Source organism: Shewanella sp. MTB7, from assembly GCF_027571385.1.
Classification (GTDB): domain Bacteria; phylum Pseudomonadota; class Gammaproteobacteria; order Enterobacterales; family Shewanellaceae; genus Shewanella.
Genome location: NZ_CP085636.1, coordinates 3,278,479 through 3,293,410, shown reverse-complemented (window position 1 = coordinate 3,293,410; position 14,932 = coordinate 3,278,479). Strand labels below are relative to the sequence as shown.

At 43.3% G+C, this 14,932-nt stretch carries 12 protein-coding genes; all 12 read left to right on the top strand.

Translation table 11 applies throughout. The features are described from left to right. The first annotated feature begins 505 nt into the window (after positions 1-505). A complete protein-coding gene (xdhA, locus tag HWQ47_RS14130) occupies positions 506-1,963 on the top strand; it encodes a xanthine dehydrogenase small subunit (RefSeq protein WP_269966740.1) in 1,458 nt (485 codons plus the stop codon). After that, positions 1,956-4,310, top strand: coding sequence for a xanthine dehydrogenase molybdopterin binding subunit (gene xdhB / locus HWQ47_RS14125; protein ID WP_269966739.1), 2,355 nt, complete (start codon positions 1,956-1,958; stop codon positions 4,308-4,310). The genes xdhA and xdhB overlap by 8 nt, the downstream gene beginning before the upstream one ends. A gap of 14 nt (positions 4,311-4,324) precedes the next feature. Continuing rightward, positions 4,325-5,248 (top strand): xanthine dehydrogenase accessory protein XdhC, encoded by a 924-nt coding sequence (xdhC, locus tag HWQ47_RS14120; RefSeq protein WP_269966738.1) that lies wholly within the window; start codon positions 4,325-4,327, stop codon positions 5,246-5,248. A 63-nt stretch (positions 5,249-5,311) separates the two neighbouring features. Continuing rightward, positions 5,312-6,679 (top strand): allantoinase AllB, encoded by a 1,368-nt coding sequence (allB, locus tag HWQ47_RS14115; RefSeq protein WP_269966737.1) that lies wholly within the window; start codon positions 5,312-5,314, stop codon positions 6,677-6,679. 64 nt (positions 6,680-6,743) lie between these two features. Continuing rightward, positions 6,744-7,802 (top strand): allantoicase, encoded by a 1,059-nt coding sequence (gene alc, locus HWQ47_RS14110; protein WP_269966736.1) that lies wholly within the window; start codon positions 6,744-6,746, stop codon positions 7,800-7,802. 11 nt (positions 7,803-7,813) lie between these two features. Beyond that, positions 7,814-8,314, top strand: a complete 501-nt coding sequence (gene uraD / locus HWQ47_RS14105; protein WP_269966735.1) for a 2-oxo-4-hydroxy-4-carboxy-5-ureidoimidazoline decarboxylase — start codon at positions 7,814-7,816, stop codon at positions 8,312-8,314. A 53-nt stretch (positions 8,315-8,367) separates the two neighbouring features. Then, a complete protein-coding gene (uraH, locus tag HWQ47_RS14100; RefSeq protein ID WP_269966734.1) occupies positions 8,368-8,709 on the top strand; it encodes a hydroxyisourate hydrolase in 342 nt (113 codons plus the stop codon). Positions 8,710-8,719: 10 nt separating this feature from the next. Beyond that, positions 8,720-9,238: an ureidoglycolate lyase gene (locus HWQ47_RS14095; protein WP_269966733.1), complete on the top strand. Its 519-nt coding sequence runs from the start codon at positions 8,720-8,722 to the stop codon at positions 9,236-9,238. Positions 9,239-9,362: 124 nt separating this feature from the next. After that, positions 9,363-10,649, top strand: a complete 1,287-nt coding sequence (guaD, locus tag HWQ47_RS14090) for a guanine deaminase (protein WP_269966732.1) — start codon at positions 9,363-9,365, stop codon at positions 10,647-10,649. 64 nt (positions 10,650-10,713) lie between these two features. After that, complete coding sequence (locus HWQ47_RS14085) at positions 10,714-11,928, top strand: urate hydroxylase PuuD (protein ID WP_269966731.1); 1,215 nt, start codon at positions 10,714-10,716, stop codon at positions 11,926-11,928. 3 nt (positions 11,929-11,931) lie between these two features. Continuing rightward, positions 11,932-14,169, top strand: a complete 2,238-nt coding sequence (locus tag HWQ47_RS14080) for a malate synthase G (RefSeq protein WP_269966730.1) — start codon at positions 11,932-11,934, stop codon at positions 14,167-14,169. Between the two features lie 136 nt (positions 14,170-14,305). After that, positions 14,306-14,932 carry a TetR/AcrR family transcriptional regulator gene (locus tag HWQ47_RS14075; protein ID WP_269966729.1) on the top strand — a complete coding sequence of 209 codons (627 nt, stop codon included), beginning with the start codon at positions 14,306-14,308 and terminating at the stop codon, positions 14,930-14,932.

Genomic DNA, 14,932 nt, shown 5'->3' with positions numbered 1-14,932 from the left:
ATTGATAAAAGCTGTCATGAGTGTCAGCTTAAATTTCAACATATCGTTGTTTTTTTGACCTGTCCACACTTTGACTTCCACATGGTGGAAGAACTGTCCGTATTTAGCGTGTAATAATCAGTACTCGGTGAGAAAGACTTCAGTATTAATTTACATGTCGAATGCGAGATAAAACTCGAGTTGCATACTGTATTGACATTGCGGTTAGGTCGCGATAGGTAAAATTAATTGAGTTGAAGTTGAATAATCTTGCATTGTTTTGATACATATCGATTACATCTTGTTTTTTTCATTCCATCCTGTTGTTATTATTTGGCTTATCCTACTTTTTCACTTGTTTGGCAATATGAGCTATTGTTGAATTACTCGTCATTACGGGTGTTTTTAAAGCTGAATTGTGGTTGTTTTGTAAAATTGACACTTGTGTCAGGTTTTTGGTTCTGATATACCTAATTTAGTAAAATTCAGCACATACCAATTTACAAGATTAATTACGGAACAAATTATGACTATAAGTACAGTTCGTTTCCTATTAAATAACGAAGTCGTGACATTAGAAAACACAGACCCGAATTTGACGGTCTTACAGTATCTACGTGAAAAGCAATTTAATACAGGAACCAAGGAGGGATGTTGTTCTGGTGACTGTGGAGCTTGTACTGTCGTTGTTGCTGAATTAATCCCACACAATAAAGAACTTGATTATAAGTCGATTAATTCCTGTATTAGTTTTGTCGGTAGTCTACATGGCAAGCAACTTATCACGGTTGAAGATCTTCAAGACGGCGCTAAGTTGCACCATGTTCAACAATCCATGGTTGATAATCATGCATCTCAATGTGGTTTTTGTACGCCAGGTTTTGTGATGTCATCATTCGCCTTACATAAAGTAAACCGCCAGCCAAGTAGGGCGCAAGTCGTTGAAGCGCTTGCGGGTAACTTATGTCGTTGTACGGGGTATCGCTCGATAATCGATGCTGCGATGGCATCAAGTGAGCATGCAGATCCAGATTCGTTTACTCAGCATTATCAGCAAACCGTGCAGCAATTAATTGAATTTAAAGCACTACCTTCAGCCACACTGTCAGATAATCAGCGCAGTTATTTTGCACCAAAAAATGTCACTGAGTTGGCGGCAAAACTACTCGAACAACCCAGTGTAACGTTAGTCGCTGGTGGTACTGATTTAGCACTATCCGTTACTCAGAACTTAAATATCATTGATGATTTAGTCTATCTGGGCGATGTCGATGAGCTGCGAGTGCTTGAAAACAATGACCAGCAGTTTGTGATTGGCTCAGCTGTGCCCTATAACGAATTTACGCCAATGCTTCATGACGAATACCACGAGCTCGGTGAGATGATTGAGCGTATTGGCTCAAGACAGGTTCGTAATAATGGCACCTTAGGCGGAAACGTCGGTAATGCTTCCCCTATCGGTGATATGCCACCAGCGCTTATTGCACTCGGGGCTGAAATGACGCTCCAGCGCGGAAATGTTGAACGCAAAATAGTGGTCGAGGACTTCTTTGTTGCCTATAAGAAAACTGTATTACAAGAGTCTGAATTTATTAAATGTTTCTACATACCTAAAGCTAAGCCAAGCCAGTTTTTAAAATTATATAAAATCTCTAAACGTATCGATGATGATATCTCCGCTGTACTCGCCGCCTTCTTTATCGACATTAAAGATAATGTGGTGATCGATCTACGTCTTGCTTTCGGAGGCATGGCTGGCATTCCAATGCGAGCCAAGCAATGTGAAGCAGCGCTATTAAGTAAGCCCTTAAACCAAGCGAACATTACCGCAGCTCAACAAGCATTAACCCATGATTTTCAGCCTATGTCAGATGTACGTGCCTCGGATAAATACCGTATGAAAGTCGCACAAAACTTACTGCAGAAATGTTATCTCGAACTAAAAAATAGAAATATTGAAACACGGGTGGTGAGCTATGCGTAGTCTTATTGATATCAATAAAATTAATTTGGCGGATACAAGTCAAAGCAATGTTGGTTTAGGTGGTGTTGGTCGTTCTAAAAAACATGAAAGTGCTGATAAGCATGTCAGCGGTGCAGCAGTCTATATCGATGATCGACCTGAACTGAGAGGACAATTACACGCGGCCGTAGGGCAGAGCACCATGGCTCATGCCAATATTCTAAGCATGGACTTATCTGCGGTTAAAGCCGCTGAGGGTGTCGTTGCCGTTATTACGGTTAATGATGTCCCTGGCCATACTGATATTGGTCCCGTATTTCCTGGGGATCCTGTATTGGCTATTGGTAAGGTTGAATTCGTCGGTCAGCCACTGTTCGCGGTTGCAGCCACCAGCCACGAACTCGCTAATCGCGCGGTAAAATTGGCAAAAGTCGAATATGAAGAACTTGAAGCGGTATTAACGGTAAAAGAGGCGCTAGCAAAACAAAGCTTCGTTCGCCCGCCATTTTCTATGATACGCGGCGACTCTCAAACTGCTATTGCGAATGCTGAGCACCAAATATCGGGTGAGATCAGTGTCGGTGGCCAAGAGCACTTCTATCTTGAAGGTCAAATCTCTTCGGCTGAGCCGACAGAAGAGGGAGGCATGAGTGTGTTTTCCTCCTCACAACACCCAAGTGAAGTGCAAAAACTCGTGGCTGAAGTGTTGGATATTCCACTCAATAAAGTGGTGGTGGATACCCGTCGTATGGGTGGTGGGTTTGGCGGTAAAGAGACACAAGCTGCACCTTGGGCTTGTATTGCTGCTCTGTTGGCTAATGTCAGTAAAAAGCCGGTGAAGTTTAAACTTAATCGCTCTGATGATATGTGCATGACGGGTAAACGTCACCCATTTGAGAACAACTATCATGTTGGCTTTGATAAAGATGGCCAGATTAAAGGCATTAACATTATCGTTAACGGTAACTGTGGTTATTCACCGGATCTTTCTGACGCCATTGTCGATCGAGCCATGTTCCATTCAGACAATGCTTACTTTCTCGATCAAGCGACGGTGACAGGAAATCGCTGTAAATTAAACACGGTATCCCATACCGCCTATCGTGGATTTGGTGGCCCTCAAGGCATGATGACCATTGAGATGGTCATGGACGATATCGCTCGTTATCTTGGTAAAGATCCGTTAGCGATCCGTAAGATCAACCTATATGGCACTGATGATCGTAATGAAACCCACTATTATCAAAAGGTTGAACATAACAAGCTTTCTGAGCTTATCGCCACATTAGAGGAGAGTTCAGATTATCGGGCTCGTCGCGAAAATGTCAGCGCGTTTAATCATGAAAATACTATTTTGAAAAAAGGCTTAGCGTTAACGCCAGTTAAGTTTGGCATCTCATTTACCGTGCAACACCTAAACCAAGCGGGTGCCTTACTCCATCTCTACACCGATGGCACCATGTTGGTTAACCATGGTGGCACCGAAATGGGCCAAGGGCTTTATACTAAAGTGGCTCAAATTGTGGCTGAAGAGTTTCAGGTTGATTCAGAGACAGTGGGTGTTTCATCAACGCGTACCGATAAGGTGCCTAATACGTCACCAACAGCAGCATCATCAGGAACTGATTTGAACGGTAAAGCCGCTCAGGCTGCTGCGATTATCATAAAAGACCGTTTGATTGAATTTGCTATTGAAAAATATGAAGTTAAGGCAAGTGACGTTCGTTTTGCTAACAATCAAATTCATGTTGGGACTGATACATTCAGCTTTGCCGATTTTGTTCAGCAAGCCTATATGGGACGAGTATCGTTATCTGCAACTGGTTTCTATAAAACCCCAAAAATTCATTTTGATCGTGCAACAGGTCGGGGGCGTCCTTTCTTCTACTACTCAACGGGTGCTGCGGTATCTGAGGTGTTAATTGATACCTTAACTGGTGAATACAAGCTACTGCGTGCGGATATCTTGCATGACGTGGGGCATTCGTTGAACCCTGCCATCGATATCGGACAAATCGAGGGAGCCTTCATTCAAGGTATGGGCTGGTTGACGACTGAAGAGCTGGTTTGGGACGACAAAGGCCAACTATTATCAAACAACCCTGCTACCTACAAAATCCCAGCAATTAGTGATGCTCCGTTAGATTTTCGCGTCACCTTGGTGCCAGACGACCCTAATCGTGAGCAAACTATCTATAACTCAAAAGCGGTAGGTGAACCGCCTTTTATGCTCGGAATATCTGTTTGGTCAGCCCTTAAAGATGCAATCTCAAGCGTCTCTAATTACACCCTAAGCCCAGCGCTTGACACTCCTGCAACACCAGAGCGTGTACTGTGGGCTGTGGAAGCGATGAAAAATAGCCAGTAAACCTAGAGGATAAGATGATGCCAATGAACTGGAGTAGCGCAGCTAATCAATTAAGTCTACAAGGTAAGGCCTATGTCTTAGTGACATTAGTGGGTGTCTCCGGTTCAACACCAAGAAACAGCGGCACTAAAATGGTGATAAGCCAAGATGAGATATTTGACACCATTGGCGGTGGTCATCTTGAGCATAAAGCGACTAAATACGCTCGAAGCATGTTGGTTAAAGGTAAAAATGATCAACAGTTAGAGCACTTTCAACTGGCGAGTAATTTGGGCCAATGTTGTGGTGGCAATGCTAGCGTGCTGTTTGAGTGTTTCGCTGCTGTTGGGGTCAATATTATGCTGTTTGGTGCAGGGCATGTGGGCAAAGCGTTAATCCCCATTCTAGCTGGGCTTCCTTGTCATGTTACTTGGGTTGATAGCCGTGAAGAGCAGTTTCCGACCAACATAGAGATGTACCAAAATGTGACTAAAGTGGTCAGTGAAGAGCCTGAGTTTGAAGTCGCCAGTATGCCTGCAAACAGTTATTTTGTGGTGATGACCCATAATCATCAAATGGATTTTGAGATCACCCAAGCGGTGTTAAAGCGTGGCAATTTCTCCTATTTAGGTTTGATCGCATCTGACACTAAAAGGCGCCGCTTTCTACAGCGTTACAAGCATAGAGAGGTCGATCCTGTGCAAGTCGCTCGGATGAGTTGCCCTATTGGTCTTGAGCAGGTTGGCGGTAAGTTACCCATGGAGGTCGCTATCTCCGTCGCTGGTGAAATAGTGAATTTATATCAAGCGGAGCAAAAAGCGGCAGTAGAACGAGAGCTGCAGCTTGTTAACGTACTCCAGCAAGACGCAAGCTCTACATTACCTAAACCAAAGTCTGTTCCAGCGACCCAACAGGGCATTTTTTGGAAAGAGTTTAAAGCACTGCTTAACGCGGACTAGCTTTTTCTATTTTAGTCATTTGATCTATTTAACCGTTTTCATGTAATCAATAGGAGCCGTAAGGTGACACATTTTGCCCTACAGAGTAAAAACGTAATCGTAACGGATAATGGTATCAGCGAGATGATTGCTGCCTGTGTTGAGATTAAAGGCGAGCTTATTCATGCCGTCCACCCTTATGGCATGGCGCTTGAGTGCGAGGTGCTCGATTATGCTGATCAGGTTATTATGCCAGGTTTGGTTGATTCGCATGTGCATATTAACGAACCCGGTCGTACTGAATGGGAAGGCTTTAACACGGCCACTCAAGCCGCGGCAGCAGGTGGTATTACCGCATTAGTGGATATGCCGTTAAATTGCATTCCCGTGACAACCACCAAGGCGGCATTCGAAGAGAAATTGAACTCAGTTGACGACAAGTTATGGGTTGATTGTGGTTTTTGGGGCGGGGTTATCCCACAAAATATCGATGATCTAGATGAACTGCTTAATGCTGGCGTATTAGGGGTTAAATCCTTTTTAATTGACTCAGGTATCCCGGAGTTCCCTAACGTCGAAGCCAAAGATATTCGTGCGGCCATGCCTATTCTAGCCAAACACGATGTGCCTTACTTGATTCATGCTGAGCTTGACTGCGGTGGCTTTAATGATGTGGTTGTGAGTGATAAATACAACAGCTTTTTAGCCTCTCGACCTAAGCGTTGGGAGAATGATGCCATTTCACTCATGGTGGATATGGCTCGAGAGTCAAAAGAGCGGGGGGATAACTGTAAGATTCATATCGTCCACCTTTCATCTGATGAAGCACTCGCATCGATTGCGACAGCGAAAAGCGAGGGTTTACGCTTTACTGCCGAAACCTGCCCACATTATCTAACGATTGCTTCAGAAAATATTCCGGATGGTAAAACCTTGTTTAAGTGTTGCCCGCCTATTCGTGAGAACAGCAATCGTGAACATTTATGGCAAGCAGTTACCGATGGGCGTTTAGATTTTATTGTGTCAGATCACTCTCCCTGTACGCCCGAGCTCAAACATATCGACACCGGTGATATTGAAAAAGCGTGGGGCGGAATATCAGCCTTGCAATTTGGTCTGCCACTGATTTGGACCGAAGCGAAAGAACGCGGCTTTACCTTAGTAGATCTGGCTCGATTAATGTCGAGTAAAACCGCTAAGTTTGCCGGTTTAGATAGCATAAAAGGCCAGATAACAGCCGGGTATCACGCTGATTTTGTAGTGTTTGATCCTGAAGTAAGTTACACCATCACCAATGAAATGATCAAACATCGCCACAATATTACTCCCTATGCAGGCCGACAAGTCACCGGACAAATTTTGCATACTTATGTGCGAGGCCATCATGTGTACCAGCAAGATGAATTTATCAACGCGCCGATTGGACGACCTTTACTAAAGGGAAAGCTGTAACGGCAGCAGAAATTACCATAACCAATTATAAAATATACTAAATATTAAATAGGATCTCGACGTTATGATGCTAGATATCGATACACAACAACAAAATAAGTTAACAGGCGAAGCGCTTGAGCTTGAAAGAAAATTTAAATCTCAATACGTTGATCTTGCCAGTGAAGGCGTGGGCGGTGAAACACTCGTGTGTAGTGATGACTTTTTTGCCGAAATGGAAAATTTAATCAAACCGGGTCGTGGCATTTTTATCGATGATAAATTTACCGATCGCGGTAAGTGGATGGATGGTTGGGAGTCTCGTCGTAGTTACGGCCGTGATGATGGTCGTGAATTTGATTGGTGCGTTATCAAGCTTGGTATTAAAGGTTTGATCCGTGGTGTGGATATCGATACTAACTATTTCCGTGGTAACGCACCTGAGGCCGTGTCGGTTGAAGCTTGTGTGAGCGAGATTGAACCTAGTGAGGAAACCGTCTGGCATGCCCTGTTAGCGCAAACTAAGGTTGAGGCCCATAGTCAAAATTTATTCTCAATAAGCAATGATACTGCTTGGACCCACATTCGTCTCAACATGTTCCCTGATGGAGGTATTGCCCGGATCCGCGTTTATGGCGAAGCTGATGTGAATTGGGAACAGTTCATTGCCGGTGAGCTTATCGATCTTGCCTATATTAAGAATGGTGGTAGGGCTCTGCTTGCCAGCGATATGTTCTTTAGCGACAAGAATAACCTGATTATGCCTGGTCGACCTGCCAATATGGGCGCAGGTTGGGAAACTAAGCGACGTCGTGATCCCGGTCCTGATTGGTCTATCGTAAAGTTGGCTAGCCGTGGTTCGATCGAGAAGGTGCTTATTGATACCTGTCACTTTAAAGGTAATTTCCCTGATACTTTCTCGCTAGAGGGGATGGTATCAGACAGTGATGATTTCACTGATGATCAACAAGCGGACCTATGGCAACCCATTATTACTCGCACCAAACTCCATGCACATCGTGAACATTTGTTTATCAATGAGATAGTGCCAAATAGCCAACAAAGTTTCACCCATGTGCGCCTCAATATCTTCCCTGATGGTGGTATTGCACGTATGCGTTTATTCGGTAAGCGCAAAGATTAATGGGGACTGAGATGAATTTAGATACGTTAAATAACCTACCTGTTGAGCAAGCTACACATGCTTTTATGCAGTGCTGCACGGCATCAAATTGGGTTGAAGTGATGGTGTCATCAAGACCATTTTTAAATGCTCAAGTGTTAGCATCTAAGGCCAATGATGCTTGGAAAAGCTTGGGAGAATATGACCTTTTAGAAGCGTTTGAAGGTCACCCTCAGATCGGCAATGTTGATACCTTACGTGCGAAATATGCCAATACTAAGGCGCTTGCCAGCGGTGAGCAAGGTGCTGTCAATCAGGCATCAGAGCAAGTCTTACAAGATTTAGCCAATGGTAATGCTGAATACCTTAAAAAGTTTGGTTTTATCTTTATCGTGTGCGCCACAGGCAAGAGTGCTGAGGAGATGTTGAGCTTGCTGCTTGCGCGATTACCTAACGACAAAATCACTGAGCTAGTTAATGCAGCAGAAGAGCAGCGCAAAATTTTTCAGCTACGTCTGCAGAAACTAATTTGAGTCAATTTGTGATAAGCAAGAATATTGCAGCCTAATAAATAAGAGTAAAAGATATGAGCCAAATAACAACGCACGTTCTGGACACTACGCGTGGAAAACCTGCACCCGGTTTACCCATTACCCTGTTTGCTCAAGTAGAAGGCGAGTGGCAAGTATTGGCATCGGGTATCACTAACCTAGACGGACGCATTGGCGGATTATTGGCTGATGACAGAGTTCTGGATGCTGGTGTGTATCGAATGCATTTTGATACTAGCACTTACTTTAACGCCAATAACGACAAAGGATTTTATCCCTATGTCGATATTGTCTTTGAACTTGATGGCGATAATAGTCATTACCATATCCCTTTGTTATTAACTGCATTTGGTTATTCAACCTACCGCGGCAGCTAAGGTGAATAGAATGGAAAATATGATGACAGATAAGTTAAGACTTCTTACATCAAAACCATTAACACAAGCCGCATTTAGTGCCTTTGGTGATGTTATCGAGGCCACGCCTGATGCAAAAATCTTGTCGATAAATGATGGCCTTGCTCAACGTTACCATGATTTAGCTAAGGTTGATGTGAGTGATAATGGCGGTCATACCTTGATCAGTATTTTCCGTGCAAAGCCGTTAGCACTGCCGATAGCGATTAAGATGATGGAGCGTCATCCCCATGGCAGTCAGGCATTTATACCTATGGGAAATAATCCCTACATAGTGGTCGTGGCACCGGCTGGTGAGTTCGATGTCAACAAGATTGAAGTGTTTATCGCAAGTTCAGATCAGGGAGTTAATTATCACAAAGGAACTTGGCATCACTTCTGTTTAGCGACCCTTGATGAGAGTGATTTCTTGGTGATCGATAGAGGCGGAGAGGGAGATAATTGTGATGCGCTTGTACTCGATGGATCACTGTTAATTGCTCAACGTTAAGCGCGATTTTTAACCGCCATGATGATTCGTTTTGTGGTAGCAAACGAGTTTAGCAACAAAATACCAACCCAGATTGGTATCTAATAATAAAACTGCAAACGATACGATAAAAAGGTAAATGATAATGTTGAAAGCATACCGGGGAGAGTTACTGCACTTCTTGTCTGATCCAGCCAAGGGTCGTCTAGAAGAGAGCTACCAGCACTTTGATGACGGACTGTTAATTATCAAAGATGGATTGGTTGAGCAGGTAGGAGATGCGAGCGAACTATTACCCACATTGGACCCATCGATTGAGGTCGCCCATTATGAAACTGGACTAATAATGCCAGGCTTTATCGACACTCATGTGCATTACCCGCAAACAGAGATGATTGCCTCTTATGGTGAGCAACTACTTGAATGGTTAGAAAATTATACTTTTCCTTTCGAGCGACAATTTGAAGATTTTGAGCATGGGAAAAAAGTGGCCGAGTTCTTTTTAACTCAACTGCTTGCAGCTGGAACCACCACCGCATTAGTGTTCGGCACTGTACATAAAGAGTCGGTTGAGGCTTTCTTTACTGTGGCTCAACAGAAAAAATTACGTATGATTTGTGGCAAGGTACTAATGGATCAAAACTGTCCAGACTATCTATCCGATACTGCACAAACCGGTTATGACGACAGTAAAGCACTGATTGAAAAGTGGCATAAAGTCGATAGATTGCAATATGCCATCACACCAAGGTTTGCACCAACATGCTCAGCCGAACAACTCAATAAAGCAGGCCAACTGCTGGCTGAAAACCCTAGCGTATATCTACACACTCATCTTAGTGAAAACAAAGATGAAATAGCTTGGGTCAATGAAATATTTCCTGACAACAAGGGCTATTTAGATGTTTATGATCAACATAAATTGTTGGGCCGTCGCAGTGTCTTCGCACATGGCGTCCACCTGCATGACAGCGAATGTCAGCGTTTAGGTGAAACCGATGCAGCAATTGCATTTTGTCCAAGTTCAAACTTGTTTCTAGGCAGCGGGCTATTCAACCTAAAACAGGCGCAAAAGTATGATGTTAATGTTGGTTACGGTACAGATATTGGTGCTGGCACCACGTTTTCAATGCTAAGCACGCTTAACGAAGGTTACAAAACTCAGCAGCTTCGAGCAGATAAACTGAGTCCGATCCAATCGTTTTATTTAGCCACGTTAGGTGGCGCAGTGGCCTTAGATCTTGAAGGCACAATTGGTAATTTCACTAAAGGTGCTGAGGCTGACTTTATCGTCCTTGACTATCATGCCACCGAGCTTATGTCTCGCCGTATGCAGCACTGTAACAATTTGTCTGAAAAGCTTTTCATCTTAAGTATGTTAGGTGACGAACGTCATATAAAAGCGACGCATATTATGGGTGAGCGAGTGTAGATGCTAGTCAGATAAAAAAACAAGAACGAGTACAACAACTAATTATAAAAAATTGAGGAAGCTTATGGATCCCTATATTAATGAATGGTTAAACTTAATTATTCGTTTTGCACATGTGATCACAGGCATCGCTTGGATTGGTGCATCATTTTACTTTGTTTGGTTAGATAACCATTTGGAAAAACCACCGCAATGGAAGGCCGACAAAGGGGTGAGTGGTGATCTTTGGGCTATTCATGGTGGCGGTTTTTATGAAGTCGCTAAATATAAATTGGCGCCGCCACAGATCCCAGTTAATTTACATTGGTTTAAGTGGGAAGCGTATACCACGTGGTTAACTGGTTTTCTACTGTTATCACTGATGTTTTATGTCGGTGCTGACACATACCTTATCGATAAGCGCGTTGCTGATTTAACCCAATTTCAAGCCATTGCTATCGGTGTGGGATCCATTGTACTGGGTGTCGGTAGCTATGAGTTTTTAGTGCGCACTAAACTTAAAAATCACAGTTTAGTGCTAGGCGTGATCTTGATGCTTGTTATCACTGCATTATCTTATGGATTAACCCAAGTGTTCAGTGCTCGTGGCGCTTATATGCACATAGGCGCAATCATCGGCACCATTATGGCGGGTAATGTGTTTTTCGGGATAATGCCGTCACAACGTGCTTTAGTGAAAGCGGTTGAGGAGGGGAAAACACCAAATCCTGCTTACGGATTGAACGCCAAGCTGCGTTCAACACACAATACCTATATTACGTTGCCAATCATCTTCATCATGATCTCAAACCATTATCCAATGACCTATAACCATAGTGCCAACTGGTTAGTGTTGATTGCGATCATTGTCATTACTGCTGCGGTTCGCCAATACTTTGTATTACGCCATTTTGGTAAGCAAAAGCCATTAATACTTGTGGGATCCGTGGTCGCCACCATTGCGCTTGCCTTTGTTATAGCGCCTGTTTCTACTGAACTTAGCGCTGAACAGAAGCAGCAAACCGTAGGGCTCACCCAAATCAAGCATATTATCGATGCACGTTGTAGTAGTTGTCATTCAGATGCGCCGACTGATGATGTGTTTACGATTGCGCCTGCTGGCATCATATTTTCCGATGAAGCAAGTATTGTGCAATGGGCACCGCGCATTCAAGCACGAGTGATTGATGCTAAAGATATGCCGTTTATGAACAAGACCGAGATGACCGATGAAGAGCGTACGACGTTAGCCATTTGGTTATCAAATGTTTCCCAATCATCAGCCAAGGCAGTCAATTAGCATATGCATAAACGAGTTATAAAGAATGGTTACAAAGTTGCCGAGTGTTTATACAACTTTGTTGAGCATGAAGTGCTACCAGGAACTGGTGTCGATGCGGAAGGTTTTTGGCTTTCAATGGCGAACCTCTTTAATGAATTCACGCCTATAAATGAGCAACTATTAGCGACTAGAACAAGATTTCAGACGCAAATAGATGCATGGCACTTAGAGCAGAAGCGTGATCACAAGCATGCTGACAACAATCTGGGGGTAAATGATGGTATCGAACAAGCAAAGTACCAGCAATTTTTAACTGATATTGGATACATCGTTGAAGAGAAAGAGGACTTCTCTATCACGACCGCTTATGTTGACGATGAAGTCGGTAAAGTGGCAGGCCCACAGCTTGTGGTGCCTTTAATGAATGCACGCTTTGCTATAAACGCTGCCAATGCGCGTTGGGGTAGTTTATATGATGCACTCTATGGTACCGATGTGATAAGTGATGATAACGGAGCGGGGATCACTCGGCACTATAATCCAGTTCGGGGCGCAAAAGTGCAGGCCTATGGTCGTCAATTTTTAGATGACGTTATCCCGCTGCAAAATGGCAGCCATGGCGATGTCGTTAGTTATCAAATTGCCAACTCTGCACTTGTCGTCAAGCTTCAATTGGGTGTTCTAGTGTGTTTACAAGATCCTGATAAACTGGTTGGTTTTAATGGTGATGAACAGAATCCAAGTGCGCTGCTTTTTAAAAATAATGGCTTACACATAGAGATCAAAATTGATCCCAGTATGCCTGTCGCGAAAACAGACCCTGCTTCTGTTGCTGATATCATTTTAGAGTCGGCCTTGAGTGTGATACAAGATTGTGAAGACTCAATCTCTGCCGTTGATGCTGAAGATAAGACGGCAGTGTACCGTAATTGGCTTGGCCTGATGAAAGGAGATTTAACTGAAACCCTTGAAAAAAATGGCGTATCGATCACGCGTAAATTAAATGCTGATAGGAACTACACAAGTTTGGACAATCAGGTGTTGACACTGCCTGGCCGTAGCCTGTTGTTTATTCGCAATGTTGGTCATTTGATGACAAATGACGCTGTGCTCACATTAGACAACCAAGAGGTATCGGAAGGTATTTTAGATGGGTTAATGACGACACTTATCTCTTTGCATGATCTAAAAGGTAATTCAGCGTTTAAAAACTCTCGTCAAGGCAGTGTATATATTGTTAAACCGAAAATGCATGGACCTGAAGAGGTGGCATTTAGTAATGAGCTGTTTACTCGCATTGAGGAGAGTTTAGGTTTAGCCACCAATACCATCAAGATGGGTATTATGGATGAAGAGCGTCGTACATCGGTTAATTTAAAAGAGTGTATTCGTGCCAGTAAGGACCGTGTCGCCTTTATTAATACTGGCTTTTTAGATAGAACAGGGGATGAGATACACACCAGCATGCAAGCGGGGCCCATGGCGCGAAAAGAGCTGATGAAAAATGAAAAGTGGATCGCAGCCTATGAAAACCGCAACGTACGCATTGGCCTACAAGCTGGCTTTAAGGGCAAAGCCCAAATAGGCAAGGGGATGTGGGCGATACCCGATCAGATGTCAGCCATGGTAAAAAGTAAGATAGACCATCCACAATCTGGCGCAAACTGTGCGTGGGTACCGTCACCAACGGCCGCGACTCTGCACGTATTGCATTATCACCACGTTAACGTCAGTGAAATCCAGGACAAGCTGCTACAGTTGTTTTCAGCTGAAATAGATAACTCTTTATATAATGATGAGTTAACGGATCTATTGACCATTCCACTGTTGAAGAACCGAGATAACTTGAGTCAACAAGATATTCAACATGAGTTAGATAATAATATTCAAGGCTTGTTGGGTTACGTAGTACGTTGGATAGATCACGGTACTGGCTGCTCCAAAGTGCCCGATATTAATGATGTTAGTCGTATGGAAGATAGAGCGACCTTGCGTATCTCTAGCCAACATATTTGTAACTGGTTACACCATGGACTGTTAACCAGTGAACAAGTGATGGCATCTTTACACAAGATGGCCAAGGTGGTCGATATGCAAAATATCACCGATGTAAGGTACGAACCGATGGCTGAAAACGTTAAGTCTAACATTGCATTTCAAACGGCAATCGAGCTGATTTTTAAAGGAAAATTCCAGCCAAATGGTTATACAGAGCCACTGTTGCATCAACGAAGAGTTGAAGTGAAAGCGATGAATTAATGTAAGGGGTTAATGATTGGACGCCTCTTTTATGGTTGAAAAGAGGTCACTTTTATTATCTAATTAAATTAACTCATCAGCGGCATGTTCCATGTCGCTGATTTTATCTTTTTTGCACCTCTGACAGGAAGTTACTGTGGTCAAAGCTAAAGCTTCAGAAGGCAATATTCGGCAAAAGAATAAGGCTGTTATTTTCAATGCTGCTAAGAAAGAATTTGTCACCTATGGCTTTAAAGGTGCCTCAATTAAGCGAATTGCAGAGCGGGCTAATATTGCCAGAGCAAATATCCATTACTACTTTCAAGATAAAACCGATTTGTACCAACAGCTGCTAAGTAACATCATCGATGTTTGGAACAGAGAGTATGATACCTTGTCGGTTGATAAGGATCCTAAACAGGCACTTAGCGCTTACATTCGTGCCAAAGTTATGCATTCTAAAGATGATCCTGATTCCTCTAGAATCTTCGCCAGTGAGCTAATCCATGGCGCACCAATATTAAATGATTACCTCTATGGGGATTTCGGAACCTGGCTACAAAGCCAAGTCGATGTGATTGATGCTTGGATCGATCAAGGCTTGATTGATAAGGTTAATCCTTACCATTTGCTATTTCTTATCTGGAGTTCTACTCAACACTACGCTGACTTTAATGTGCAAGTGGTTGCGGCCTTAAACAAAGAGTCAATGAGTGATGAAGATTTTGAAGATGTTGTCAGTTCGTTAACTCAAATAATCCTCAAGGGATGTGGGATAGACTAG